24 protein-coding genes and 1 riboswitch are annotated in these 24,239 nt (G+C 66.9%); of the genes, 14 read left to right on the top strand and 10 right to left on the bottom strand.

Features of this window, described 5'->3' with window-relative positions:
• The first annotated feature begins 2 nt into the window (after window positions 1–2).
• Together ubiT and IE097_RS09380 are read left to right on the top strand one after the other, a co-directional pair.
• Window positions 3–431 (top strand): ubiquinone anaerobic biosynthesis accessory factor UbiT, encoded by a 429-nt coding sequence (gene ubiT, locus IE097_RS09385; RefSeq protein WP_189460073.1) that lies wholly within the window; start codon window positions 3–5, stop codon window positions 429–431.
• A gap of 195 nt (window positions 432–626) precedes the next feature.
• Window positions 627–1,736: a porin gene (locus IE097_RS09380; protein ID WP_189460071.1), complete on the top strand. Its 1,110-nt coding sequence runs from the start codon at window positions 627–629 to the stop codon at window positions 1,734–1,736.
• Between the two features lie 71 nt (window positions 1,737–1,807).
• Here the strand turns inward: IE097_RS09380 and IE097_RS09375 are convergent, their stop codons facing one another.
• Both IE097_RS09375 and IE097_RS09370 read right to left on the bottom strand, forming a co-directional pair.
• Window positions 1,808–2,464 (bottom strand): thiol:disulfide interchange protein DsbA/DsbL, encoded by a 657-nt coding sequence (locus tag IE097_RS09375; RefSeq protein WP_189460069.1) that lies wholly within the window; start codon window positions 2,462–2,464, stop codon window positions 1,808–1,810.
• A gap of 48 nt (window positions 2,465–2,512) precedes the next feature.
• Window positions 2,513–3,190: an SPOR domain-containing protein gene (locus tag IE097_RS09370; RefSeq protein ID WP_189460067.1), complete on the bottom strand. Its 678-nt coding sequence runs from the start codon at window positions 3,188–3,190 to the stop codon at window positions 2,513–2,515.
• Window positions 3,191–3,425: 235 nt separating this feature from the next.
• Here IE097_RS09370 and IE097_RS09365 point away from each other — a divergent pair, with 235 nt between their 5' ends.
• The 6 genes from IE097_RS09365 (at window position 3,426) to IE097_RS09340 (ending at window position 8,946) form a co-directional block, all read left to right on the top strand.
• Complete coding sequence (locus IE097_RS09365; protein ID WP_229797512.1) at window positions 3,426–3,956, top strand: iron transporter; 531 nt, start codon at window positions 3,426–3,428, stop codon at window positions 3,954–3,956.
• 266 nt (window positions 3,957–4,222) lie between these two features.
• Window positions 4,223–4,546: a cupredoxin domain-containing protein gene (locus IE097_RS09360; protein ID WP_229797511.1), complete on the top strand. Its 324-nt coding sequence runs from the start codon at window positions 4,223–4,225 to the stop codon at window positions 4,544–4,546.
• Window positions 4,547–4,613: 67 nt separating this feature from the next.
• On the top strand, window positions 4,614–5,432 hold the full coding sequence (locus IE097_RS09355) for an FTR1 family iron permease (RefSeq protein WP_189460063.1): 819 nt from the start codon (window positions 4,614–4,616) through the stop codon (window positions 5,430–5,432).
• Between the two features lie 3 nt (window positions 5,433–5,435).
• Window positions 5,436–6,809 (top strand): 4Fe-4S binding protein, encoded by a 1,374-nt coding sequence (locus IE097_RS09350; protein WP_189460061.1) that lies wholly within the window; start codon window positions 5,436–5,438, stop codon window positions 6,807–6,809.
• Window positions 6,810–6,913: 104 nt separating this feature from the next.
• The gene (argH, locus tag IE097_RS09345) at window positions 6,914–8,299 is read left to right on the top strand and encodes an argininosuccinate lyase (RefSeq protein ID WP_189460059.1); all 1,386 of its coding nucleotides are present in this window, start codon (window positions 6,914–6,916) and stop codon (window positions 8,297–8,299) included.
• Between the two features lie 197 nt (window positions 8,300–8,496).
• A complete protein-coding gene (locus IE097_RS09340) occupies window positions 8,497–8,946 on the top strand; it encodes a GNAT family N-acetyltransferase (protein WP_189460057.1) in 450 nt (149 codons plus the stop codon).
• A 3-nt stretch (window positions 8,947–8,949) separates the two neighbouring features.
• Here IE097_RS09340 and IE097_RS09335 read toward each other — a convergent pair whose 3' ends face one another.
• Window positions 8,950–9,453 (bottom strand): MgtC/SapB family protein, encoded by a 504-nt coding sequence (locus tag IE097_RS09335; protein ID WP_189460055.1) that lies wholly within the window; start codon window positions 9,451–9,453, stop codon window positions 8,950–8,952.
• Between the two features lie 143 nt (window positions 9,454–9,596).
• Here IE097_RS09335 and IE097_RS09330 point away from each other — a divergent pair, with 143 nt between their 5' ends.
• On the top strand, window positions 9,597–10,868 hold the full coding sequence (locus tag IE097_RS09330) for a D-amino acid dehydrogenase (protein ID WP_189460053.1): 1,272 nt from the start codon (window positions 9,597–9,599) through the stop codon (window positions 10,866–10,868).
• Window positions 10,869–10,943: 75 nt separating this feature from the next.
• Window positions 10,944–11,957: a porphobilinogen synthase gene (gene hemB / locus IE097_RS09325; RefSeq protein ID WP_189460051.1), complete on the top strand. Its 1,014-nt coding sequence runs from the start codon at window positions 10,944–10,946 to the stop codon at window positions 11,955–11,957.
• A gap of 55 nt (window positions 11,958–12,012) precedes the next feature.
• On the opposite strand, the gene IE097_RS09320 is transcribed toward hemB, so the two are convergent.
• The 4 genes from IE097_RS09320 to IE097_RS09305 form a co-directional block, all read right to left on the bottom strand.
• Window positions 12,013–13,668 carry a M30 family zinc metallopeptidase gene (locus IE097_RS09320; RefSeq protein ID WP_189460049.1) on the bottom strand — a complete coding sequence of 552 codons (1,656 nt, stop codon included), beginning with the start codon at window positions 13,666–13,668 and terminating at the stop codon, window positions 12,013–12,015.
• An 82-nt stretch (window positions 13,669–13,750) separates the two neighbouring features.
• Entirely contained in the window at window positions 13,751–14,950 is a 1,200-nt protein-coding gene (locus IE097_RS09315; protein ID WP_189460047.1) for a GGDEF domain-containing protein, read from the bottom strand.
• Between the two features lie 80 nt (window positions 14,951–15,030).
• Window positions 15,031–16,338, bottom strand: coding sequence for an NAD(P)/FAD-dependent oxidoreductase (locus IE097_RS09310; RefSeq protein ID WP_189460045.1), 1,308 nt, complete (start codon window positions 16,336–16,338; stop codon window positions 15,031–15,033).
• Between the two features lie 137 nt (window positions 16,339–16,475).
• Window positions 16,476–17,450: a bile acid:sodium symporter family protein gene (locus IE097_RS09305; protein WP_229797510.1), complete on the bottom strand. Its 975-nt coding sequence runs from the start codon at window positions 17,448–17,450 to the stop codon at window positions 16,476–16,478.
• Window positions 17,451–17,586: 136 nt separating this feature from the next.
• Window positions 17,587–17,686: riboswitch (TPP riboswitch) on the top strand.
• A gap of 18 nt (window positions 17,687–17,704) precedes the next feature.
• Between IE097_RS09305 and thiM the strand changes: the two genes are divergently transcribed.
• The 3 genes from thiM to thiD are packed head-to-tail and all read left to right on the top strand — an operon-like array spanning window position 17,705 to window position 20,018.
• A complete protein-coding gene (thiM, locus tag IE097_RS09300) occupies window positions 17,705–18,574 on the top strand; it encodes a hydroxyethylthiazole kinase (RefSeq protein ID WP_189460041.1) in 870 nt (289 codons plus the stop codon).
• Window positions 18,571–19,221, top strand: a complete 651-nt coding sequence (gene thiE / locus IE097_RS09295; RefSeq protein ID WP_189460039.1) for a thiamine phosphate synthase — start codon at window positions 18,571–18,573, stop codon at window positions 19,219–19,221. The genes thiM and thiE overlap by 4 nt, the downstream gene beginning before the upstream one ends.
• Window positions 19,218–20,018 (top strand): bifunctional hydroxymethylpyrimidine kinase/phosphomethylpyrimidine kinase, encoded by an 801-nt coding sequence (gene thiD, locus IE097_RS09290; protein ID WP_189460037.1) that lies wholly within the window; start codon window positions 19,218–19,220, stop codon window positions 20,016–20,018. Before thiE ends, thiD begins: the two co-directional genes overlap by 4 nt.
• Window positions 20,019–20,051: 33 nt before the next feature.
• Here the strand turns inward: thiD and IE097_RS09285 are convergent, their stop codons facing one another.
• Window positions 20,052–20,954, bottom strand: coding sequence for a DUF2950 domain-containing protein (locus tag IE097_RS09285; protein ID WP_189460035.1), 903 nt, complete (start codon window positions 20,952–20,954; stop codon window positions 20,052–20,054).
• A gap of 18 nt (window positions 20,955–20,972) precedes the next feature.
• Window positions 20,973–22,205: a DUF3300 domain-containing protein gene (locus IE097_RS09280; RefSeq protein WP_189460033.1), complete on the bottom strand. Its 1,233-nt coding sequence runs from the start codon at window positions 22,203–22,205 to the stop codon at window positions 20,973–20,975.
• 247 nt (window positions 22,206–22,452) lie between these two features.
• Between IE097_RS09280 and IE097_RS09275 the strand changes: the two genes are divergently transcribed.
• A complete protein-coding gene (locus tag IE097_RS09275; RefSeq protein WP_189460031.1) occupies window positions 22,453–23,541 on the top strand; it encodes an NADH:flavin oxidoreductase/NADH oxidase in 1,089 nt (362 codons plus the stop codon).
• Here IE097_RS09275 and IE097_RS09270 read toward each other — a convergent pair.
• On the bottom strand, window positions 23,538–24,197 hold the full coding sequence (locus tag IE097_RS09270) for an alanyl-tRNA editing protein (protein ID WP_189460029.1): 660 nt from the start codon (window positions 24,195–24,197) through the stop codon (window positions 23,538–23,540). The genes IE097_RS09275 and IE097_RS09270 overlap by 4 nt on opposite strands.
• Window positions 24,198–24,239 lie beyond the last annotated feature (42 nt).

The following is a 24,239-nucleotide window of genomic DNA, read 5'->3' as shown; positions in this document are numbered from 1 at the left end:
CCATGACACTGACCGGCATGCTGTTTCCGTTGCTGCGCCATCTGCCCGAGGCGCCGCCGAGCCGGACACTGGCCTTCGCGCTCAATCTTGTCCGGCGCCGGCTGTGGCCCGACGAGGATTTCGGCTGGCTGGCCGGCAAACGCATCCGCTTCGAGGTCGCCGATCTCGATCGTGGCGTGACGATCGGGTTTTCGGGCATCCGTTTCCGCGGCGAGGCACCGCCGGCGGACGTGACCTTTGCCGCGTCGTTGGCCGACTACTGGGCGATCGCCCGGCGGGACGCCGATCCGGACACGCTGTTCTTCCAGCGCCGGCTGACGATTGCCGGCGATACCGAGCTCGGCCTGCAGCTGAAGAATCTGCTCGACGCCACCGACTGGGGGCCACTGCTGGCCTTGCTGCCCGCACCGCTCAGGCCTGCGACGGGCTGACCGGGCGCCACGGGCCGAACCAGCTGTGCCGTTGGAACGGCCGGTTTGTCCGCTAACGGACTGATTTGATTGAGGTTTGTTCGGATGCTCCATGTTGCGCCGCCGCAACATGGAGCAGACCAGTTCTTGGGTACATCGCGGCAGCCAACGAAAATGACAATTGATTACGCTTTTGTCATCAAAAGGAAAGCTGCCATGAAGTTGAAGTCCCCGCTCATTCTCCTCCTCGCCGGGCTTGCCGCACCGCTGGCCCATGCCGAAGTCACCATCGGCGGCTCGATCGAGGCCGACATCCTTTTCCACGACAGCAATGCCGCCGGCTACCGCGGTGAAGTCGAGCTCGATGTCGAGCCGCGGCTGTACTTCACCGGCACCGACAAGCTCGACAACGGCTCCGAAGTGATCTGGAAGATCTGGACCGGCGCGGAGAATTACCGCAGCGATGCCGACAAGGGCAACTCGGTCAACTCGATGGGTTCGGTCCGCACCTGGGGCAACCGGGAAGCGTGGGGCGGCTGGCGCGGCGACTGGGGCCAGCTGCAGTTCGGCAAATCGTTCTCGCCGATCTACAACCGCCTCGACGGCACGTATGCGCTCGACGGTTCGGGCCAGTACATCGACGATCCGGGCCTGATCTACTACAACCCGACCAACTCGATCACCTACTATTCGCCGAGCCTGGCCGGATTCACCATCGCCGGCCAGTACAGCTTCCGCGACCAGAACAACCAGAACGAAGGCCAGTCGCAGTCGTACACCTACGAACTGCTGCTCGGCTACGAAGCGCAGACCTTCCGCATCGACGCCGGTTACGAGGAGTCGCGGCCGGAAACCAGCGGCCTCGGCGGCAGCCAGGTCGCCAATGCCGACGGCAAGAAGGACAAGTTCGCCTTCGGCGCCGGCCGGGTGAAGTTCGGCGACTTCGATCTGGCCGCCGGCTACCGCTGGTGGAAACACGATGCACAGGGCGAGGGCGTCGTGACCGTCGTCGACGGTGGTACCGAGCAGAGCAACGCCTTCCTGCAGGCGCTGTACACCTTCGGCAAGAACCGTCTCGGCTTCACCTACAGCTATTTCTGGGATGCCAAGGACGTCAACGGCAACAAGATCGACGACAGCGCGAGCAATGCCTTTGCCGCGCGCTGGACGTACGCGCTGTCGAAGAGCACCAGCGGCTATGCCGACTTCCACTACACGATGAACGACAAGCACGGCGCGGTCGGCGCCGACGGCCCGGGCAATCCGTCGTACACCAACGACGCCGATACCTACCGCGTGCTGTTCGGGACCTACACCGACTTCTGATCGCGGCGCCGGCATGCGCCGGCCATGAAAAAGGGCGACCGAAGTCGCCCTTTTTCATGGCCGGCTGACGCTTACTTCTTCGCCTTGGCCGCCGGCTTGGCGCCGGCCTTGTCCTTGGCGATCAGCTCGTCGATCACCTTGGTGATCGTGCCGTCTTCACGACCGATCATCCCCGGGCTGGTCACGTACTTGCCGTTGACGACGAAGGTCGGCACGCCGTCGATCTTGTAGGTGTTGGTCAGGTCGGACAGCTTGCCGATTGCCGCGCTGGTCGAGAAACCGGTATAGATCGCCTTGAACTTGGCGACGTCGATACCCTGTTTCTGGATCCACGGATACAGGTCGCCTTCGCGACGCAGTTCGATGCCGTCGCGCTGGACCGCGTCGAATACTGCCTGCTGGTACTTGGCCTCGATCCCCATCTGCTGCAGCGTGGCGAACAGCTTGGCGTGGCCTTCCATGTCGCTGCGGCCCGGCCACATCACGTGGACGCGGCGGAAGTTGACGTCCTTGGGCAGCTTGGCGGCCCAGCTTTCGACGTACGGTTCGACCTTGTAGCAATGCGGGCAGCCGTACCAGAAGAACTCGATGACTTCGGCCTTGCCGGCCTGGGCGACCGGCTGTGGCGTTGCAAGGCGCTTGTAGTCGGTGCCTTCGCGCACTTCGGCGTGCGCAGCGGTGGCGGCGACGAGGGCGAAGGTCAGGCCCGTCATCCAGCGTTTGATCATTGTTGTTCTCTCCTGATTGGGTGATGGGTCTGATTCGCCTCGCGGGACTCAGTTCCCTTTGACGACGGTGCTGTCGATCCCGCTGGCCTTGAGCTGGCCACGGGCCTTGTCGAGGTCGGCGAGGTTGGTGAACGGGCCGATCCGGACACGGTGCCACAGGCCCTTGTCGGGCGTGCTGCTCGACTGGATCGTCGCTTCGACACCGACCAGCGCGAGCTTGGCCTTGAGGTTGTCGGCTTCCTGCTCGCTCTGGAACGCACCGACCTGCAGGTAGGCCCCCTTGGGCGCTTCGACCTTGGCAGGCGGGCTCGATTCGGGCTTCTTCGCCGGCGCGACGGGCTTGACGTCGGTCGCCGCCGGTTTGCCGTCGTTCTTGTTCAGTTCGGGCAGGACCTTGTAGAAGTCGAAACGCTCGGCGCCGCTGGCCTCGGCCGGTGCGCTGGCCGGCTTGGCCGCTTCGGGCAGGGCCGGCGTGGTGGTGTCGTTGCCGCCCGGGTGCAGCACTTCGGGCTGCTTGGTCGTCGGCTGGGGCGCCGAGCCGATCGCATCCGGCGGGGTGTCGGCTTTCTTGGTGAACGGGCTGTCGCTGCGATTGAGGAACAGCGCGACGCCGACGGCGACGGCCACGCCGCCGAGCAGGCCGACGACGAGGCCGGTCACCAGCGATCCGCCGCCACCGCTCCGGCTGCTGCTGCTTGCCCGCGATTTCTTCATGTCTCGTGCCATCTTGGCGTTTTCTCCAATGCGGGTGGGCTGCGCCACCCTGCCTCGTATTATCGGGCAAAGTTGAGCCGGACGATTATACGGGCCAACCCCGGTGTTGCAGCGGACGCTGCAAGGCAAATGGCCGATCGGTGCCGAAAATGGTGAATTCTGCCGGTCGTCAACGAGAACGCTTCTCGCTCGTTTTTATGGGCGTACACTTGCAATGTCTTTTTCGCTCACCCATAGGGAACTTTTGATGAAACGTCTGATCGTTGCCGCCGCCCTGGCTTTGCCGCTGTCCGCATTCGCTGCCGAATACCCGATCGGCAAGCCGGCCATCAAGGCCGGGATGGAAATCGGTGCCGTCTATCTGCAGCCGGTGAAGATGGACCCGCCGGGGATGATGCTCGATGCGGCCAAGTCCGACGTCCACCTCGAGGCCGACATCCATGCCGTCAAGAACAACCCGAACGGTTTCGCCGAAGGCGAGTGGATGCCCTACCTGCTGGTGAAGTACGAGATCCAGAAGGTCGGCAGCAAGAACGTGATCAAGGGCGATTTCATGCCGATGGTCGCCAGCGACGGTCCGCACTACGGTGACAACGTCAAGCTCGAAGGTCCGGGCAAGTACAAGCTCAAGTACACGATCCTGCCGCCGTCGGAAAACCCGATGGCGCACTTCGGCCGTCACGTCGACAAGGAAACCGGCGTCGGCCCGTGGTTCAAGCCGTTCGAACTGAACTATGAATTCACCTATGCCGGTACCGGCAAGAAGGGCGGCTACTAAGCCCGCTCGGTCAGGCGGTTGCGCCTGCGCAGTTTGCTTCCGTGCGGAGCGCCCGGAGCCCACAAAGGGCTCTTCGGGCCGCCCTTATGGGCCGCAGTCATGCCGCTCGGGCGGGAACAAACTGCGTCGGCCCGTTCGCCTGCTGACACAGGTCTGGTCTGCGAGTCGCTTGGCAGCGGCAGATGCTGCACGATTCGTCACCGAAGCGGCTGGCGGATCGCCTTAAGATGCGGCCGCAATACCGACGGGTTTGAATGGGAATGACGATGCACAAGTTCTGGATGGCACTGGCTGCTGCCGCGCTGATGACCGGCGCGCACGCCGAAGACCTGCCGACCTTCAAGGTCACGATCAAGGACGGCACGATTTCGCCGACGCGCTTCGAGGCGCCGGCCGGCAAGCGTTTCAAGATCGAGATCACCAATGCCGGCAAGTCGCCGGCCGAGTTCGAGAGCATCCAGCTGCGCAAGGAAAAGGTGCTCGGCCCCGGCGTGACGTCGTTTGTCGTCGTCAACGCGACCAGCCCGGGCGAATACGTGTATTTCGACGACTTCCATCCGCAAGCGCGCGGCACCGTCGTCGTCAAATAAGGTTTTCCGCCGTGGCCTCCGGCCGCGGCCGTGACGCCGCCGCAGTCGCGACGGCCAAGGATTCAGCATGGATCAGGTACTGTTCATCGTCTGGCGTGAAAGCGTCGAGGCGCTTCTCGTCGTCGGCATCCTTTACGCCTGGCTCAAGGCCAGCCCGGCCGCGGGCCAGCGCGGCCTGCGTTTCCTCTGGGGCGGCGTCGCTGCAGGTCTGGCGTTGTCGGGCCTGCTGGCGCTCGGCATTCTCGGCATTTCGCAGTTCCTGTCCGACGATGGCCAGGAATACTTTCAGGCCGGCATGGCACTGGTGGCCGCAGCGCTGATCGTGCAGATGGTCTACTGGATGAAGAAGCACGGCCGCACGCTCAAGCGCGAGCTGGAAAGCGGCATGAGCGAGCGCGTGCAGCAGCAGAACTGGTGGGGGCTGTTGCTGCTGGTGATGATCGCCGTCGGCCGCGAAGGCAGTGAAACGGTGGTCTTCCTCTACGGTACCGTCGCCGGTGCCGACGGCAGCCAGATGCTCGGCTATGCCGCAGCCGGTCTGGCCGGCCTGCTGCTGGCCTTCGGTACGTTCTGGCTGCTGCAGCTCGGCGGCAGGATCTTCACCTGGCGGCGTTTCTTCCAGTTCACCGAAATCCTGCTGCTGCTGCTCGCCGGTGCGCTGCTGGTCAGCGGGCTCGAGCGGCTGGTGTCGATCGGTGCCTTGCCCGGACTGGTCGATCCGCTCTGGGACAGCTCGCACCTGCTCGACGATTCGGCCGGCGTCGGCAAGCTGTTCGCCGACTTTGCCGGTTACCGCTCGCACCCGGCGCTGCTGGTGCTGGGCGTGTGGCTGGCGTACTGGGTGGCGGCGGTCGGTTTCCTGCGCCGCGTCGGCCGCAAGGCGTAAACCATGAGTGCGATGTCGCTCCGCGTCGCCCGTTTCGGCGACTTCCTGCGCGATCACAAGGGCGCGCTGCGAATGCTGCAGTGGGGCGTCGTCGCCGTCTACGTGTTCCTGATCGTCGTGCCGGTGTTCCTGCCGCTGCCCGACGAAACCGCACACGTGTTCAACAACCTGACCGTTGCGGCCCAGTTCGCCTTCTGGGGCATCTGGTGGCCCTTCGTGCTGGTGTCGATGCCGCTGATGGGGCGCGCGTGGTGCGGCTGGTTCTGTCCCGAGGGCATGCTGGCCGAGTGGATGAGCGAGCGCGGCCGCAACCGGCCGATTCCGAAATGGATACGCTGGGGCGGCTGGCCCTTCGTTGCCTTCGCCTGTACCACCATCTACGGCCAGCTCGTCAGCGTCTACCAGTACCCGCTGGCGGTGCTGCTGGTGCTCGGCGGTTCGACCGTGGCGGCGATCGGCATCGGCTTCTGGTACGGCCGCAGCAAGCGCATCTGGTGCCGCTACCTGTGCCCGGTCAACGGCGTGTTCCAGCTGCTGTCCAAACTCGCGCCGTGGCGTTACAGGGTCGACGAGCAGAAGTGGCGCGATTTCGCCGGCTCGGGCAAGAAGGTCATTCCGATCAACTGTGCGCCGCTGGTGCCGCTGCGCCACATGCAGGGCGCGGCCGAATGCCATATGTGCGGCCGCTGCTCGGGCCACCGCGACGCGATCGCGCTCACCGCGCGTTCGCCGGAAGCGGAAATCGTCGACGTTGCCCACGGTGACGGCTGGCAGACGGCCCTGCTGGTGTTCGGCATGATGGGCATCGCGCTCGGTGCCTTCCTGTGGAGCGCCAGCCCGTGGCTGGTGAGTGCCAAGCAGTGGGCGGCCGAATGGCTGATCGACCGCGACATCCTCTGGCCGCTGAACGATACGGCGCCGTGGTGGCTGCTGACGCACTACCCGGAAGTGAACGACAGTTTCAGCTGGCTCGACGGTGCGGCCATCCTCGGTTTCATCGCCGCGACGGCGGTGGTTGTCGGTGGCCTGCTGTATCTGGCGTTGCAGATCGCCGACAGGTTGTTGCCGCAGCGCAACAAGGACAGCGTGCACCGGCTGGCGCAGGCGCTGATTCCGACCGCGGGCTGTGGCGTCTTCCTCGGCCTGTCGGCGACGACGGTGACCCTGCTCAAGCACGAAGGCATGGGCACCGGCTGGGTCAACGACGCGCGCTTCACCCTGCTGGCGCTCGGCCTGGCGTGGACCCTGAGGCTGGCGTGGCGGGTCGCCGGCCGGCGGGGTGCGGGCGTGCTGGCGCGGTTGCCGGCGCTGGCGGTGTACGCCGCCGGTCTCGTCCCGTTCGCGTATGCATGGTGGCTGTTCTTCGCCGGCTGGTGAGGCCGTAAGAAAACCGCTGCATCCCGACGGGGTGTTGCCCCGAGCGTGCCGTACATCCGTATAATCCGCAGGTTTGAAGCTCAAGCACTCTCGGGATTAAAGCCATGCAGGACGCCGTCAACAAAACCTGGTCCGGCCGATTCAACGAACCGGTCTCGGAACTCGTGAAGCGTTACACCGCCTCGGTGACCTTCGATAACCGCATGGCCGAGGTCGACATCCAGGGCTCGCTGGCGCACGCGACGATGCTGAACAAGGTCGGCGTGCTCTCCGGCGACGACCTCGCGGCAATCCAGCGCGGCATGGCCGAGATCCTCGACGAAATCCGCAACGGCACGTTCGAATGGTCGGTCGACCTCGAAGACGTGCACATGAACATCGAGCGCCGTCTGACCGACAAGATCGGCGACGCCGGCAAGCGCCTGCACACCGGCCGTTCGCGCAACGACCAGGTCGCCACCGACATCCGCCTCTACCTGCGCGGCGCGATCGACGCCATCGTCGGTCTGGTGCGCGAACTGCAGCGCTCGCTCGTCGATCTGGCCGACGCGCACGCGTCGACGGTGCTGCCGGGCTTCACCCACCTGCAGGTGGCACAGCCGGTGACTTTCGGCCACCACATGCTCGCCTACGTCGAGATGCTCGGCCGCGATGCCGACCGTTTCACCGACGCCCGCAAGCGCGTCAACCTGCTGCCGCTCGGCTCGGCCGCGCTCGCCGGCACCACCTACCCGATCGACCGCGTCTACACCGCCGAACTGCTCGGCTTCGACGGCGTGACCCAGAACTCGCTCGACTCGGTGTCCGACCGCGACTTCGCGATCGAATTCACTGCCGCCGCCGCGCTGACGATGACCCACCTGTCGCGCCTGTCGGAAGAACTGATCCTGTGGATGAGCCCGCGCTTCGGCTTCATCGACATCGCCGACCGCTTCTGTACCGGCAGCTCGATCATGCCGCAGAAGAAGAACCCGGACGTGCCGGAGCTGGTGCGCGGCAAGACCGGCCGCGTCAACGGCAGCCTGATCGGCCTGCTGACGCTGATGAAGTCGCAGCCGCTGGCGTACAACAAGGACAATCAGGAAGACAAGGAACCGCTGTTCGACACCGTCGACACGCTGAGCGACACGCTGCGGATCTACGCCGACATGATGCGCGGCATCACGGTGAAGCCCGAGGCAATGAAGGACGCGGTCAAGCAGGGCTTCGCCACCGCGACCGACCTGGCCGACTATCTGGTGAAGAAGGGCCTGCCGTTCCGCGATGCGCACGAAGCCGTCGCGCTGGCGGTGCGTTATGCCGAGGAAAAGAAACGCGACCTGTCCGAGCTGGCCATCGTCGAACTGAAGACTTTCTCGCCGCTGATCGGCGACGACGTTGCCGAAGTGCTGACTGCCGAGGGCAGTCTTGGCGCACGCAACCACGTCGGCGGTACGGCGCCGGTGCAGGTGAGGGCGCAGGTCGCCCGCTGGCGCGCGCTGCTGGCCTAACCTTGCTGCGCAAGTCCGGTACGGCGTCCCCCAAGGGGACTTGCTCCGCGGCGTCGGGCGCTCCTCGCAATCCTCATGGACATGACGTCCATCCCGGTTGCTGCGGTGCTGCCTCCTTGTCCCGGACTTGCTCGCAGCGGTTTCACTAGTCAGGACCCCGGGCCACGTTGTGGCCCGTTTGTTTTTCGAGGTACGGAATGACGATCAACTGGCGCTGGTACCGTTTCGACGAGTTCGATGCCGCAACGCTGTACGCCTACCTGAAGCTGCGCGTCGACGTCTTCGTCGTCGAGCAGACCTGTCCGTATCCGGAACTCGACGACCACGATCAGACCGCGCAGCACCTGCTCGGCACCGACGAAGACGGGTCCATCGTCGCCTGTCTGCGGCTGCTGCCGCCCGGTGCCAAGTACGCCGAGCCGTCGATCGGCCGGGTCATCGTCACCCCGGCCGCACGCGGTACCGGAGCAGGACATCAGCTGGTCGCCGAGGCGCTGGCGCGGTCGACCGCGCTGTACCCGGGGGCAGGCAACCGGATCGGCGCACAGGAGCGGCTGCAACGTTTCTACGCCATGCACGGTTTCGAACCGGTCGGCGAGCCCTACCTCGAAGACGACATCCTGCACATCGACATGCTGCGCGCCTGAGTTTCAGCCTTCCTCGCGCCGGTCCTGCTGGCGCCGTTCGTGGTCGAGGTCGGCGTCGTCCTCGCGCCAGCGGTGCAGCCGGCGTTCGGCCAGCCGCTCGAGGTTGCCGCCGAAGTTGATGACCACCAGCGCGAGCAGCATCACCCCGAGTGCCAACCCCCCCATGCCCGCACCGCAGGCCATGCCCAGAATGGCCGTGACCCAGATCGATGCGGCGGTCGTCAGACCCTGGATCCGGTATTTCTGCGGATGGTGCAGGATCACGCCGGCCCCGAGGAAACCCACACCGGTGATCAGCCCCTGCGCGACACGCGAATACGCCTGCGCATCGGCGCCGGGCAGCCTGAACACCAGCAGTACCGCCAGCGCCGCACCGAGCGAGACCAGTGCGTGCGTGCGCACACCGGCCGGCTTGCGGTGCAGGAAGCGGTTGATGCCGATCAGCCCGCCGATCAGCACCGCAATGCACAGCCGGCCGAAGAGTTCCGATTCCAGCGTCCAGTCCATGGGCGGCTACCCAGTCGAAGGTTGGCGCCGGCCTCGGGTCGGCACCTTAGCGGCTTCCCCTGATGGGCGGCGGCGGCGGAATCGCCGACATTGAAGGTCTGAATACATGCTACGCCGAAACGGCGTACTGGCGAGGAGCTGGAATGAAGGTGATTGTGGTCGGGGCGGGCGTGATCGGTGTGAGCAGCGCGCATTACCTGAATGCGGCCGGCTGTACGGTCACGCTGCTCGACGCGCTGCCGGGGCCGGCACTCGGTACCAGCTATGCCAACGCCGGCCAGGTCTCGCCGGGCTACGCCGCGCCGTGGGCGGCACCGGGCATTCCGTTCAAGGCGCTGCGCTGGCTGTTCGACCGCGACGCACCGCTGAAGATCCGCCCCGACGGCTCGTGGTTTCAGCTGGTCTGGATGGCGCGGATGCTTGCCAACTGCAGCCACGCCGCCTACGACCGCAACAAGGCGCGCATGGTGCCGCTGGCCGAGTACAGCCGCGACTGCCTGCGCAGCCTGCGTGCCGAACTCGGCCTGCATTACGACGAGCGCAGCCTCGGCACGCTGCAGCTGCTGCGCGATCCGGCCCAGCTGGTCGCGGCGCGACGTGATGCGGCCATCCTCGAACGCATCGGCGTGCCGCACCAGCTGCTCGACGTTGCCGGCGTGCTCGAACACGAGCCGGCGCTGGCACGTGTGGCCCACCGCGTTGCCGGCGGCCTGCGGCTGCCGAACGACGAAACCGGCGACTGTCGCCGCTTTACCGAACGGCTGGCCGAGCATGCGGCCAGCGCGGGTGTGCAGACGCGCTACGGCAGCGACATCGCCGCGCTGTTGTACCGCAACGGCCGGGTCACCGGCGTCCGGCTCGCCGACGGCGAGGAACTCGCCGCCGATGCCGTCGTGCTCGCCGCCGGTTGTGCCAGCCGTGCGCTGGCGCAACCGTTGCGTCTGGCGCTGCCGGTCTATCCGGTCAAGGGTTACTCGATCACCTTGCCGTTGACCGATCCGGACGCGGCACCGCGCTCGACGGTGCTCGACGAAACCAACAAGGTGGCGCTGACACGTTTCGACACCCGGCTGCGCGTCGGCGGCATGGCCGAGGTCGCCGGTTTCGATCTGCGCATCCGGCCCGAACGTGTCGCCGTGCTCAAGCGCGTGACGACCGAACTGTTTCCCGAGGCCGGTGATCTGGCCGAAGTCGAAGCGTGGACCGGCCTGCGGCCGATGACGCCCGACGGCACGCCGCTGGTCGGTGCGTCGGGTGTGCCCGGACTGTGGCTGAATACCGGTCACGGCACGCTGGGCTGGACCATGGCCTGCGGTTCGGCGCAGCTGCTGGCCGACCTGATGCTCGGGCGGCCGGCCGCCCTGCCGGCACGCGACTACACGCCGGCCCGGTACAGCCGGGCAGAGAAATCGTAGGCCGTTGTATCCGGAGCTCCGCGGCAGGCTCGGGTAAAATCGGGGGATCGAAGACATTCCGCTCCCGAGGCTGACATGACCGCTTTCCGCGCCTTTCCCGCCACCCGCATGCGCCGGATGCGCCGCGACGATTTCTCGCGCCGGCTGATGCGCGAATCGGTGCTGACCAGTGCCGACCTGATCCTGCCGGTGTTCGTGCTCGACGGCGAGGGGCGCGAGGAGTCGGTCGCGTCGATGCCGGGGGTGAAGCGCCAGAGCATCGACCTGCTGCTGCAGACTGCCGCCGAGGCGGTAGCGCTCGGGATTCCGGCACTGGCGCTGTTCCCGGTCATCGACGCCAGCCTCAAGAGCCTCGACGCGGCCGAGGCGTGGAACCCGCACGGTCTGGTGCCGCGCACGGTGCGCGCGCTGAAGGAAGCGTTCCCCGAACTCGGCGTGATCACCGACGTCGCACTCGATCCGTACACGATCCACGGTCAGGACGGCATTCTCGGCACCGGAGGGGACGACGAGGGCTACGTGCTCAACGACGTGACCGTGGCCGCGCTGGTGAAGCAGTCGCTGTGCCATGCCGCCGCCGGCGCCGACATGGTCGCGCCGAGCGACATGATGGACGGCCGCGTCGGCGCGATCCGGCACGCGCTCGATATCGACGGCCACCTCCACACGCGCATCCTCGCCTATTCGGCCAAGTACGCCAGCGCCTTCTACGGTCCGTTCCGCGATGCGGTCGGTTCGAGCGGCAACCTCGGCAAGGCCGACAAGTCGACCTACCAGATGGACCCGGCCAACAGCGACGAAGCGCTGCACGAAATCGCGCTCGATCTGGCCGAGGGCGCCGACATGGTGATGATCAAGCCGGGCATGCCCTACCTCGACATCGTCCGTCGCGTGAAGGACGAGTTCAGGGTGCCGACCTTCGTCTATCAGGTCTCGGGCGAATACGCGATGCTGCAGGCGGCGATCCAGAACGGCTGGCTGGCCGGCGACAAGGTCGTGCTCGAATCGCTGCTCGCGTTCAAGCGCGCCGGCGCCGACGCGATCCTGACCTATTACGCGCTCGACGCCGCGCGCTTGCTGCGCGGCTGAACGACAATCAGGCGCCGGAAAAGGGAGGCCGGGCCTCCCTTTTTTCCAACCGCCGTTACTGGATGACCACCGACAGCGTCGTGTGTGCCGGTACGGTATAGGTTTCGTTGAGCGTCACCGGCAGGTTGATCCGCACGAAGGGGAAGTGGCCGTAGCCGTACAGCGTGCTTGGCAGCGACGTCGGCAGACGGCGCTTGCCGGCGTAGTCGGGGCCGCTGATCGGCACCAGCGAGAAGCCGGCCTCGGTGCGCGCGGGATAGCCGAAACCGGCCGGTGATGCGGCCGCGGGCAGCAGCGCAATGCTGGTCCCCCAGCGCTGGAAGGCGACATTCATGCCCGTCCCCCCGGACTGGCGGATCGCATCGTCGAGCAGTGCGATCGAGTCGGTCGACGCCCGGTCGCGCAGCAGGCTGGTGTAGAACCCGATGCCGTACTGGCGCAACAGGAAGCCGCCGAAGCTGCCGGACAGGTCGTAGCCGAAGCAGCTCGGCGTGGTCTGCCACACCGTCAGCGGGCAGTTGTATTCGGCGTTGGCCAGCCAGCCCGGAAAGCGTTCGTCGCGCACCGTGTTGTAGCCCGGTGTGACCTGGGTCGAGACGACGTCCTCCATCATGATCGCGGTCATTTCCTCCAGCCAGGTGGCGAAGGCGTAGCTGCTGCCGATCTGCACCGCGCGCTGGTAGAAGTTGATCATGTGCGTCAGTTCGTGCGCGAGCGTGCTCTTCGAGAACGTCAGGCCGCTGCTGCCGTCGAGATACAGCGTTTCCGAGTCGACGAAGATCGCCAGCGCCTCGTTGCTGGCGGGTGTGGCGCTGCTGCGTACGAAGTTGTTGCCGCTGTAGAAGTAGGCCACGACGCCGTAAGGCTTGCCGTTGTTGTCCTGATTGACGATGACGAGGTCGATGGCCTGATCGGGGCCGATCAGCGATCCGGCCGATGCCGCCGGCACGCTGCCCCAGGGCTCGCCGGCGAGGCCGGTCACCAGGGGGTAGATGGCCGCATTGCCGCTGGCGAAGGTGGTGATCAGCGTGTCGAGTATCGTGTCGCTGACCTTGTTGTTGGCGTATTCGCCGTTTTCGACCCAGAGGTTGACCTGCCGGCCGCTGCTGGTCGATTGTTGCCGCCGCAGTGTCGTGATGCGCTGGCTGACGCCGCCGTCATCGTCCTGGTTGTACCAGACGCGGCTGGCACCGATGCCGAATTCGTTGGTCCGGCTGGCCAGCACCCCGGCAGTGGTGCTGCGTTGCTGACCGAGCAGGCCGGCAAAACCGCCGGCGTTGAACGCGTCGACCTGCGGCGGCGTGTGACGGTCTCGCGTCTGCGCCTCGGCCTGGCGACTGCCGTTCTGCGCCGTCGCGTTGCCCAGTGCCACCGTCGGCAATGCGATGTCGCTGGTCGATTCGTTGCTGTAGACCAGCGTCGCCGTCCTGCCGTTGACGTTGTCGATGCGGACCTGAACGCTGACCGGGCCGGTACCGACATTGCGGAAGCGCCAGAGACCGACGCCGCTGCCGCTGTAGCGATTGGCATTGTCGGCGCCGCAGAAGCTCCCGGCGCAGTCGGCCGAGAACGGCTCCTGCGGGATCGGGGTTGGCGTCGGCGTGCCCGGGGGGGAGACGGATATCCCGCCGCTACCGCCGCCTCCGCCGCATCCGGCGAGCAGTGCTGAAGCAAACAGGACAAGCAGGAGCTGGCGCGCGGATCGGGTCATGATGGCGAACGTCGGTTGGAGGCTTTCAATGTAGGCAGGAAGCGGCCGGAATGCCCGGCCGGCTTCTGCAGGTATCGCCGGCTCAGTCGGCGTGCGCCGGGCCGTCCGGCGGTGCCGCGATGGCGCGACCGCGTCCGGCGGCCTTGGCGGCGTAGAGCGCGGCATCGGCGCGCGGGTAGCTGGTCTGCAGCGACTCGTACGGCAGCAACGGCGTATAGCCGGCGCTGACCGAAACCGGCTCGCCGTCCGGCGTACGGAGCTGCGCGGCCACGGCGTCGGTCAGACGCCGGCCGATCACGCCTGCGGTGTCGACCGAACAGTCGTGCAGCAGCAGTACGAATTCGTCGCCGCCCAGTCTGGCGTATAGGTCGCCATTGCGGCCGATGTGGCGCAGCACGCCGGCCAGTGTGATCAGGACCTGGTCGCCCGCCTGATGGCCGAAGCGGTCGTTGATGGCTTTGAAGTGATCGACGTCGATCAGCAGCAGCGTCTGCGGCAGGTGCTGCCGCCGGGCCTGCGCCTGCATCACCGGCACCGTGTCCTCGAAGTAGCGCCGGCTGCCCAGACCGGTGAGCACGTCCTCGTTGGCACGGCGCAGCAGCTCGCCCTGAACGTCGCGCAGTTCGGCCTCGATGCGGGCATGGGTAAAGCACAGAAAGCCCATGTCGCGGGCGATCATCAGCAGCGCGGCCACCAGCAGGCTGGCGTTCAGCCAAGGATCGCGGCTGAGGTACTGTATGGTTTCCAGCGACAGCAGCCGCGTACCGCGAGCCAGATGCAGCACGGCGAACAGCAGGTAGATGGCAGCAACGACCTGCAGCGGCAGCGAATCGCGCGCCCGCTGGAACAGCAGGACAACGACACGCAGGTTGAGGGCGATCATGCCGGCGGCAATGATGACGCTGCGGTACTGCAGCGACAGCCCGGCGACGAAGGACGCCAGCCAGATCAGGTAGCAACCGCTCCAGCTGCCTAGCATGGCCTTGCGCGCCGCCGGGGTGTCGCAATCGAGTGCCTTTCGCAGCGCCCATTCGCTCATCGGCGGCATGGCCAGCAGCAGGGCGCTGCCGACGATGGCCGTGGGAAAGGGCGGCAGCCACTCGCGGGAAAGCAGGACCAGCAGCGCGGCGCCGAGCATCAGGTCGGACCAGGCCCAGAGTCCGAAGCCGGCCTGGACGCGCCGTGTCCGCCAGATCAGCAGCAGAAAGGCGCCGAGCGTCAGGTAGATGGCGACCGACAGAAGCAGCAGGCTGCGGCTGTCGCTGATCAGGCTGGAGAACATGACGCGGCTCGCGCTGGGGGTTGCTACAGCCTAGTTGATGCTTACATTGTCTGCAGCTTGTCAGCGAGCTGCTGACGGGCTCAATGCAGCTTCAGTGTCGGCCGTGCCGCCTTCTTCAGCTTGTCGCCGGCCCACAGCAGCATCGCCATCGGCCAGCCGTGGATCGCCGCCTGATGCATCCGGTACAGCGAGACGTACATCATCTTCGCGCTGCGACCTTCGACGTGATAGTCGCGCTTCGGGCCGACGATGGCGGCGAGACTGCCGACGGCGCGGTATTTGCCCAGCGAGACCAGCATGCCTTGCGGCTTGAACACGAAGGGCTCGGGCGTATGACCGTTGACGGTATCGGTCAGCGCATCTGCAAGCCATTCGGCCTCCTGCCGGGCCGCCTGTGCGGTCGCCGACAGCGTCTTGCCGCTGTCGCCGTCGGGTGCGGCGGCGCAGTCGCCGATCACGCGGATCGCCGGATCGTCGACACAGCGCAGATCCTTGTCGACGACGATCTGGTTGGCGCGGTTGGTCGTCAGGCCCAGCGTTGCCAGCCAGTTCGGCGCCTTGACCCCGGCGGCCCAGATGCGCAGTGCGGCGTCGATGCGGCGACCGTCGGACAGCGCGAAGCCGCGCGCGTCGGCCGAGGCGACCCGGACGCCGGTGACGACATCGATATGGCGCTTGCCGAGCTCTTCGGTTGCGTACTGGCTCATCGACTCCGGCGCACCGGCGAGGATGCGCGGCGCACCTTCGATGATGTAGATCTGCAGCTGTTCGGGCCGGAACTGCGCACCGTAGGCGTGCAGCTCGGTCACCGTATGGTGGATTTCGGCTGCCAGCTCGACGCCGGTGGCGCCGCCGCCGACGATGCCGATGCGCAGCTCGCCGGCCGGATCGTCGCCGCTGGTCACCGAGAAGGCTTCGGAGAGGATGCGTTTGCGCAGCCGTTCGGCGTCGTCCTGGGTATTGAGGAACAGGCAATGCTCGGCCACGCCGGGCGTGCCGAAATCGTTCGGCACCGCGCCGACGGCGAGCACCAGCGTGTCGTAGGCGAGTTCGCGCGCGGCGGCAATCTGGTGGCCGTATTCGTCGGTGACCGGCGAAATCCGGATCACCTTGCGCTCGCGGTCGAGCCCGTCCATCCAGCCGTATTCGAATTCGTAGCCGTGGTGGTGGGCGTGGGCGAAGTAGTTGACCTCGTCCTCGCCGGTGTTCAGCGCGCCGGTGGCGACTTCGTGCAGCAGCGGTTTCCAGATGTGCGTCGGTGAACCGTCGACGAGGATGATGCGGGCACGCTTGCTGCGCCCGAGCCGCTTGCCCAGCCGGGTGGCGAGTTCCAGTCCGCCGGCACCCCCGCCGACAATGACGATGCGCTGCTTGTTCGTGTCGCTCATGTGCACGCTCTCCGGAAGGACGGGCCGCCATCGCCGGCTGCCGCGAATGGGAATGGCTTCATCGTAACGGCGCGGGCGTTTGTAGGCCATGCGCCGTTCACTTCATGCCCGGTGAATAGTGCCGGACCGGGGAAGGCTCAATCGGGACGGGCTGCGTAGCGCCGGGCGATGATCGAGCAGACGAAGAGCTGGATCTGGTGATAGAACATGATCGGCAGCACGATCAGCCCCAGCGCCGGGTGGGCGCCGAAGATCAGCTTGGCCATCGGGATGCCGGCGGCGAGGCTTTTCTTCGAGCCGCAGAACACCGCGGTGATCTCGTCTTCGGTATCGAAGCCGAAGCGGCGCGCGGCAAAGCGCGTGGCCTGCAGTGCGACGAAGAGCACCACGCTGACGAGCGCGGCCACTGCGAGCAGCATGCCGGCGCTGTAGTTCGACCAGACGTGCGCCATCGCCGAATCGCAGAACGAGTTGTAGACGATGAGCACGATCACGCCGCGGTCGACGTAATTGACCAGCTGGCGGTGCTTGAGCAGCGCGTCCTTGAGCCACGGCCGCGCCAACTGGCCGACGACGAAGGGCAGGAAGAGCTGGATCGCGATCGAGCGCAGCTGTGCGAGCAGAGACATGCCCTCGCCGCTGTGACTGAACAGCAGGCCGACCAGCAGCGGTGTGATCAGCATGCCCAGGAGGCTGGACAACGTGGCGTTGAACACCGCGCCGGCGACGTTGCCGCGCGCCATCGACGTCATCGCCACCGACGACGACACCGTCGACGGCAGTGCGCACAGGTAGAACACGCCGAGCAACAGCGCCGCCGGCAGCCAGTGGCCGAGGCCGAAGTAGAGCGCGGTGCCGATCAGCGGGAAGATCACGAAGGTGCTGGTCGTCACCAGCAGGTGCAGCCGCCAGTTGGCCGCCCCGGCCTTGAGCCGCTCGGGCGCGAGCGAAGCGCCATTGAGGAAGAACACCACGCTGATGCCGACGGCGGTGACCCAGTCCATGTGCAGCACACCGCCACTGGCGCCGAGCGACGGCGCGAGGTTGGCGAGCACGATGGCGATCAGCAGTGACAGCAGGAAGCCGTCGACGAGTTTGCGCAGGCGGTTCATCGGAGATCCTCGGGTGAGCCGCCCATTGTGGCCGAGCATGACAAACTTGTCACAGGCGAAACTATTGCCGTCTCAAGCAGCATGCGCCGGCTTGCGCTGCGTCATTGACCGCCTTGTGCTCCGCGCCGGACAATCGAAGCCTGACTCGGGGCGCCGCCTGCAATGCAGCCGGCTGAGATGTACCCGTACCACCTGATCCGGATCATGCCGGCGTAGGGAAGTCGTCCGGCTTCCCCGTTCGGCCGGGAGCCTCCATGCCTAGCAAATCCCCAAGCAAGTCGCCGCGCAAGTCGTCCGCCAAGACCACCACGCCACCCGCCGGCACGGTCACGCCGGTGCCGCTGTCGCTGGTCGGCAGCGAACTCGCCCGGCTGCGCGCCACCGCGCCGCTGACGCACTGCCTGACCAACGAAGTGGTGCAGGGCATCACCGCCAACGTGCTGCTCGCGCTCGGCGCCAGTCCGGCGATGATCGTCGCCGAGGAAGAAGTCACCGCGTTTGCCGGCATCGCCGGCGCGGTGCTGGTCAACGTCGGCACGCTGTATCCGGAGCGCTTTGCCGCGATGCGCCGCGCCGCGCAGGCCGCGCAGCAGGCCGGCACGCCGTGGGTGCTCGACCCGGTCGCTGTCGGCGTGCTCGATTACCGCACCGGCGCCGCGCGCGAGCTGCTGGCGTTCCAGCCGGCGGCGATCCGCGGCAATGCGTCGGAAATCCTCGCGCTGGCCGGCTTCACCGGCGGCGGCAAGGGCGTCGACAGCACTGCCAGCGCCGACGCCGCGCGCGAGGCGGCCGAACAGCTGGCGCGCGATACCGGCGCCATCGTCGCCGTCACCGGCGAAACCGACTACATCACCGACGGCGAGAAAACCTGGGCCGTGCCTTGGGGCAACCCGCTGATGACCCGCGTCGTCGGCACCGGTTGCGCGCTGTCGGCCGTCGTTGCGGCATTCTGCGCCGGCGCGACAAACCGGCTCGACGCCGTCGCGGCCGCGTGCGCGGTAATGGCGATCTGCGGCGAGGTCGCCACCGGCGAATCGCACGGCCCGGGCTCGTTCACACCGGCCTTCCTCGACGCGCTGTACCTGATCCAGCCCGAGCAGCTGGCGAGGACCGTGAACGCATGAACCCGGTCAATCTTTCGCTCTACCTCGTGCTCGACCCCGACCTGTGCGGCGGACTCGACGGCATGGTTGCGACGACGCGGACCGCGGTCGCCAACGGCGTGACCGTGGTGCAGCTGCGTGCGCCGCAATGGAAGAAACGCCAGTGGTTCGATGCTGCCGTCGCGCTGAAGGCCGTGCTGGCCGGCAGCGGCGTGCCGCTGGTCATCAACGATCACGTCGACATCGCGCTCGCCGTCGATGCCGAAGGCGTCCATGTCGGCCAGTCCGACCTGCCGGTGGCCGAGGTTCGCCGCCTGGTCGGTCCGGACAAAATCGTCGGCCTGTCGACCAGCAATGCAGCGCAGCTGGCGGCGGTGCCGCTGGCGCTGATCGATGGCGGGATCGACTACATCGGTGTCGGTCCGGTTTACCCGACCGGCACCAAGAAGGACGCGTCACCGGTGATCGCGCCGGCCGATTTTGCCGCAATGATGCTGGCGAAGCGTTGCCCGGCAGTCGCGATCGGCGGCATTGCACTCGGCAAGGTTGCGCCATTGATCCGCGCCGGAGCCGACGGCGTTGCCGTGGTTTCGGCGATCTGCGGCCAGCCCGACGTCGCGGCGGCGACGCAAGCATTGTTCAACGAAATCACGGAGGCCCGCGCATGAGCCGCGTCCACGCACTGACGATCGCCGGCTCGGATTCGGGTGGCGGTGCCGGCATCCAGGCCGATCTGAAAACCTTTTCGGCGCTCGGCGCCTACGGTATGAGCGTACTGACCGCGCTGACTGCGCAAAGCACGCAAGGCGTATTTGCCGTCCACCCTGTGCCGCCGGACTTCGTCGCCGCGCAGCTCGATACCGTGCTCGCCGACATCCGCGTCGACGCCGCCAAGCTCGGCATGCTCGCGAACGCCGAGATCGTCCACGCCGTCGCAGACGGCCTGCGCCGGCACGCCATCGAACACGTCGTGCTCGACACGGTGATGATCGCCAAGGGCGGCCATCCGCTGCTGGCTTTGGATGCGGTTGAAGCAATCCGCACGCAGCTGCTGCCGCTGGCGTCCTTGATCACGCCGAACCTGCCTGAAGCCGCTGCCTTGCTCGATTGCGACGTCGCGACCACCGAGACCGAGATGTGCCGGCAGGGCCGGGCGCTGTGCGAGGCCGGTGCGCGCGCGGTGCTGATGAAGGGCGGCCATCTGGACGGCGACATCTGCCCGGACTGGCTGATTACTGCCGACGGCGAGCACCGCTTTGCCGATGCGCGCATCCGGACGAAAAACACCCACGGCACCGGCTGCACCCTGTCGGCGGCGCTGGCGGCACTGCGCCCCCGCCACGCGGACTGGACCACGACCGTCGATGCCGCCCGTGCTTATCTGCGCGCGGCGATCAGCGAGGCCGATGCACTGCAGATCGGCAATGGCATCGGCCCGGTCCACCATTTCCATGCGTGGTGGTGAGCAGGGCGCGACGCCGAGACGCGAGCCACGCCGCTAGGGGCGGCTGACCGGCTCCCAGTCGCTGTCCGGGTTGAAGCTGTCGATGGCGCGAACGGCTTCGCCGGTGTGTGCGCCCAGATTGCGTTGGTAGATCCGGCCGTCGTGGCTGGTGATGAAGGTCATCACGCCCGACTTGCCGTAGTCCGCCGGCCAGGCGATGACCGCGTAGCCGCCATACAACTGCCCCCGCACCAGATAGCTGTAGGCGCCGCCGGGGGCATCCTTGCCCTGCCGGTCGAGCAGGCGGTAGTAGTAGCCGAAGAAGGGCCTGGCCGGTTTGTCCTTGCCGGCCATGTCACGCGCGGCACGGGCGAACAGCGGGCCGATCGGGCTGGCAGCGTCGCCTTCGCCGCCGGGCCAGTACAGCCCGTCGCGGGTATCGGGGTGGCTGTCGATCCGGCCGGCGTAATGCGGGATCGGGCTCCGGTCCGGATTGCGGCGGAAGTACTCGCTCTGCGCGAGCTGCAACTCCTTGAGCGCCTCGATCGTCGACAGCTCGTTGGCGCCGATCTCGCGGTTGAGCAGCTCGTCGCGGCCGGCGGCCGGATCGAACTGCCACTGCCCGTGGGTGGCCACCAGCGGGATCGCGAACGGCCAGTTGTCCGCGCCGGTCTTGAGCACCTTGCGCTGTGGCGACACATCGCGCCAGACGTGGCTTTCGCGGTACTGCGCGACAAAGCGCCCGATCCGTTGCCGGGCCGCGTCGCCCGGACCAAGGTCGAAGAAATCACCGTACTGCGGCCCGAACAGCCGCTCGAGCGCGGCCCGGTCGCGGTGCGCGATCGCCGTGACCAGCGCGTCGCCGGCGTCATCCGGCGTGACAAAGTGCTCGACCGCCAGCGCCGGCAGGCTGGCCAGTCCGGCCGCACAGCACAACAGCATCGTCCTGATTTTCATTGCGGTTCTCCGGTTGACTCAGCGGCGGCCGGTACGGGGCGGGCGGCTGATGCTGGCGCGGCTGGACCGGCCGCGATCGCTGGCGGCACGATCGATGCCCGGCGACTGGACGTTGCGCAATGCGTCGTTGCCCTGACGCGATTGCAGCGACCGGCCCATGTCGCCGCTCGAAGGACGTGTCACGCCGCCGGCATCGCGCCGGTCGCGCTGGCGATCGGCGGTCTGGGCACGGTCGCCGCCGCCGCGGTTGATCGCATCGCGTTGTGCCGGATCCAGCCGGTTCAGATCCTGCCGCCCCTGCTCGGCACGGCCGCGGAAGGCATCGCGGTTGCGGTCGTGCGTGGCCGGCCGTGCGCCGTCCTGGCCGCGGAAGCGGTCTTTGGTGGCGTTGTCGCGGTACTCGACGCCGCGTCGATGCTCGGGCTTGTGCTGCCACTTGCCGTTGGCGTTGTCGCGGTGATGCTCGACCCGGTTGAAGTTGTTGTTGATGTCGATATCGATGTCGCCGCCGCCCCAGTTGCAGTTGCCCCAGCCCCAGAATGCGCCCCCGACGATGATGCCGGCCGTGAACGAGAAGAATGCCGCCCCCGGAACGTAACCCGGCGGGTACCAGTAATACGGCGTGTAGTAGGGGTAAGGCCAGGTGCCGTACACGACGGTCGGGTTGTACACGGGCACGTAGACGGTTTCGGGCTGCGCCGGCTCGATCACGATGATCTCGCCGCCGCTGCCCTGACTGCCCGGGCTGTGTTTGACGGTCACGGTCTGCTCGCTGCCCGACTTGAGGTTGCCGGCGGCCTGGGCTCGCTGGCGCAGCACCTGGACTGCGTCCATCACGCGCTTCTGGTCGGCGAGGAAAGCGTCGCCGAGCTTCTGCGTCCAGTCGAGCTTGTCGTTCATCATCTGCAGCACCTGCGGAAACGCCGTCAGCGCCTTGACGCTGGCATCCCACGGCTGCTGGTTCACGGCCGTTTCCAGCGCCTTGCCGGAGAGCTTGGCGTTGCTCTGGCGCCAGCGCTGCGCCTGCACGACTTCGAGCGGGTAGGTCGATGCCATGAAGATCTGCGCCAGCAGCGAATCCGGATGCAGCGCGATCGGCGCGACCAGCTGTTCGATTTCCGCCTGCGTGAACCCGGGGGTGGTGGCCGGCGCCGAAGCCGGTGCATCGGCGGCATGCGCCGGGACGAACGTGGGCGGCAAGGCACTGATGAGTGCCGCAGTCAGCAAAGAAGCCTTGAGCAGTCGGGACATGGTTTCCTCGATGCCGTGCGCCGGGACGGCGAACGAAGCAGGGATGGATATGACTGTATGCTGATGCAGTTTTGCCGTGCCCGCTTGGCATAAATAACGTTGTGTAACACAACAAAATACCGATCTGAGACCGCCGTCCGGGGCGGGGGCGTACCACCGGAACGCGAGCGGCATGCGGGGTGCTGAAAACGGCCGCGGCGTCCCCATCTATGATGGTTCAGATATTGATCACATCATGGAGTCCATCATGGCCCGACTGTTCGAACCGCTGACGCTGCGTCAGACCCGTTTGCCGAACCGCATTGCCGTTTCGCCGATGTGCCAGTACTCGGCAGTCGACGGCATGGCCGACGACTGGCATCTGGTGCATCTGGGCAGCTTTGCCCGTGGTGGTGCCGGGCTGGTGATCGCCGAGGCCACCGCCGTATCGCCCGAAGGGCGAATCAGCCCGCAGGATCTCGGCCTGTGGCACGACGGCCAGATCGGGCCGCTGGCGCGCATCACCCGCTTCATCGAATCGCAGGGCAGCGTGCCGGGCATCCAGCTGGCGCACGCCGGCCGCAAGGCCAGTACGTACCGGACGTGGTCGGGCAGTGGCAGCGTGCCGGTGGCGGAGGGCGGCTGGGCAACGATCGCGCCGTCGGCGCTGGCATTCGGCGACTATGCGGTGCCGGTCGCGATGTCGGTTGCCGACATCGGTCGTGTCGTCGCCGATTTTGCCGCCGCCACCCGTCGCGCGCTGCAGGCCGGCTTCAAGGTGGTCGAAATCCATGCCGCGCACGGCTATCTGCTGCACCAGTTCCTGTCGCCGCTGGCCAATCGCCGCGACGACGCCTATGGCGGCAGCTTCGACAACCGTGCACGGCTGCTGTTCGAGGTCGTCGAGGTCGTGCGAGAAATCTGGCCGGCGGCGCTGCCGCTGTTCGTGCGCCTGTCCGCGACCGACTGGGCCGACGGCGGCTGGAATGCCGACGATACGGTTGAACTGTCGCGCCGGCTCAAGGACGCCGGTGTCGACCTGATCGACGTATCGACCGGCGGCATGGTACCCGACGCGGTGATTCCGGTCGGTCCCGGCTACCAGACACCGTTTGCCGCGTGGGTACGGCGCGAAGCCGGCGTGCCGGCGTCGGCGGTCGGCATGATCACGGCGCCCGAGCAGGCCGAACAGATCATCGCCAATGGCGACGCCGATCTGGTGATGCTGGCGCGCGAACTGCTGCGCGATCCGCACTGGCCGCTCAACGCCGCCGCGGTCCTGAAACAGCCGGTGCCGTGGCCGGCACAGTACGAACGCGCGGCGCGCAGTCGCCACGACGTGTCCGGCCGGCGCTAATCCGATGCCGGGGCGGGGTCGGCGACGCTGATTTCGATCCGCTCCTTGCCGCGGCCGACATTCCTGCGCCGGAGTGAAATCGCGCCGATCTCGCCGGTGCGCTTCACGTGCGTGCCGCCGCACGGCACGCGGGCGAAGCCGTCGATCTGCCAGTAGCGGCGCTCGGCCGCTTCGTCCGAAAAGCCGGTCCCGATCGCGAGGTCGGCGGCGACGATGGCGTTGGCCTGTGCGGCAAGCGCGGCCAGCAACGGCGTGACCGGTTCGGGCCATTCGAAGTCGATCCGCGCCTTGTCCGCAGCGATGTGGGCGCCGATCTTGGCGACGCCGGGCAGTCGCGCGCAAACGAGTTCGAGGACGATCTCGGCGGCGAAATGCAGCCGCATCAGGGCGTGGCGGCGCGGCCAGTCGATTTCCACCCGGACCGGCTCACCGGGCCGCAGGCCGTGGCCGGGCGCCAGCGTGTAGACGATGTCGAGGCCGCGCTTTTCGGCACCCAGTACCGGCCTGCCGCCGATACTGCCGGTATCGCTTTCCTGCCCGCCCGAAAACGCGAAGAAGATCGTCGACGCCAGCGTGAGCGTATCGCCGTCGACACCGGCGACGGTGGTGTCGAGTCCGGTCTGGTAGGGGTCGACCCAGAACTGCTTGAAGCCCATGTCGTTCGCCCGCCTGAATGAAAAAACCGGTGCACGGGCACC

Source organism: Jeongeupia chitinilytica, assembly GCF_014652315.1.
Classification (GTDB): Bacteria; Pseudomonadota; Gammaproteobacteria; order Burkholderiales; family Chitinibacteraceae; genus Jeongeupia; species Jeongeupia chitinilytica.
Note: the sequence above shows the minus strand (reverse complement) of the source record. Positions and strands in the feature narration are given on the sequence as shown.

Bases quoted from the DNA above. Each gene is read 5' to 3' on its own strand.
- IE097_RS09275 (WP_189460031.1), top strand. From the start codon at position 22,453: ATGGCCCGACTGTTCGAACCGCTGACGCTGCGTCAGACCCGTTTGCCG.
- thiE (WP_189460039.1), top strand. From the start codon at position 18,571: ATGAACCCGGTCAATCTTTCGCTCTACCTCGTGCTCGACCCCGACCTG.
- IE097_RS09310 (WP_189460045.1), bottom strand. From the start codon at position 16,338: ATGAGCGACACGAACAAGCAGCGCATCGTCATTGTCGGCGGGGGTGCC.
- IE097_RS09315 (WP_189460047.1), bottom strand. From the start codon at position 14,950: ATGTTCTCCAGCCTGATCAGCGACAGCCGCAGCCTGCTGCTTCTGTCG.
- ubiT (WP_189460073.1), top strand. From the start codon at position 3: ATGACACTGACCGGCATGCTGTTTCCGTTGCTGCGCCATCTGCCCGAG.
- IE097_RS09305 (WP_229797510.1), bottom strand. From the start codon at position 17,450: ATGAACCGCCTGCGCAAACTCGTCGACGGCTTCCTGCTGTCACTGCTG.
- argH (WP_189460059.1), top strand. From the start codon at position 6,914: ATGCAGGACGCCGTCAACAAAACCTGGTCCGGCCGATTCAACGAACCG.
- IE097_RS09270 (WP_189460029.1), bottom strand. From the start codon at position 24,197: ATGGGCTTCAAGCAGTTCTGGGTCGACCCCTACCAGACCGGACTCGAC.
- IE097_RS09370 (WP_189460067.1), bottom strand. From the start codon at position 3,190: ATGGCACGAGACATGAAGAAATCGCGGGCAAGCAGCAGCAGCCGGAGC.
- IE097_RS09280 (WP_189460033.1), bottom strand. From the start codon at position 22,205: ATGTCCCGACTGCTCAAGGCTTCTTTGCTGACTGCGGCACTCATCAGT.
- IE097_RS09365 (WP_229797512.1), top strand. From the start codon at position 3,426: ATGAAACGTCTGATCGTTGCCGCCGCCCTGGCTTTGCCGCTGTCCGCA.
- IE097_RS09320 (WP_189460049.1), bottom strand. From the start codon at position 13,668: ATGACCCGATCCGCGCGCCAGCTCCTGCTTGTCCTGTTTGCTTCAGCA.
- IE097_RS09330 (WP_189460053.1), top strand. From the start codon at position 9,597: ATGAAGGTGATTGTGGTCGGGGCGGGCGTGATCGGTGTGAGCAGCGCG.
- IE097_RS09335 (WP_189460055.1), bottom strand. From the start codon at position 9,453: ATGGACTGGACGCTGGAATCGGAACTCTTCGGCCGGCTGTGCATTGCG.
- IE097_RS09285 (WP_189460035.1), bottom strand. From the start codon at position 20,954: ATGAAAATCAGGACGATGCTGTTGTGCTGTGCGGCCGGACTGGCCAGC.
- IE097_RS09340 (WP_189460057.1), top strand. From the start codon at position 8,497: ATGACGATCAACTGGCGCTGGTACCGTTTCGACGAGTTCGATGCCGCA.
- IE097_RS09375 (WP_189460069.1), bottom strand. From the start codon at position 2,464: ATGATCAAACGCTGGATGACGGGCCTGACCTTCGCCCTCGTCGCCGCC.
- IE097_RS09350 (WP_189460061.1), top strand. From the start codon at position 5,436: ATGAGTGCGATGTCGCTCCGCGTCGCCCGTTTCGGCGACTTCCTGCGC.
- IE097_RS09355 (WP_189460063.1), top strand. From the start codon at position 4,614: ATGGATCAGGTACTGTTCATCGTCTGGCGTGAAAGCGTCGAGGCGCTT.
- thiD (WP_189460037.1), top strand. From the start codon at position 19,218: ATGAGCCGCGTCCACGCACTGACGATCGCCGGCTCGGATTCGGGTGGC.
- IE097_RS09360 (WP_229797511.1), top strand. From the start codon at position 4,223: ATGCACAAGTTCTGGATGGCACTGGCTGCTGCCGCGCTGATGACCGGC.
- IE097_RS09380 (WP_189460071.1), top strand. From the start codon at position 627: ATGAAGTTGAAGTCCCCGCTCATTCTCCTCCTCGCCGGGCTTGCCGCA.
- hemB (WP_189460051.1), top strand. From the start codon at position 10,944: ATGACCGCTTTCCGCGCCTTTCCCGCCACCCGCATGCGCCGGATGCGC.
- thiM (WP_189460041.1), top strand. From the start codon at position 17,705: ATGCCTAGCAAATCCCCAAGCAAGTCGCCGCGCAAGTCGTCCGCCAAG.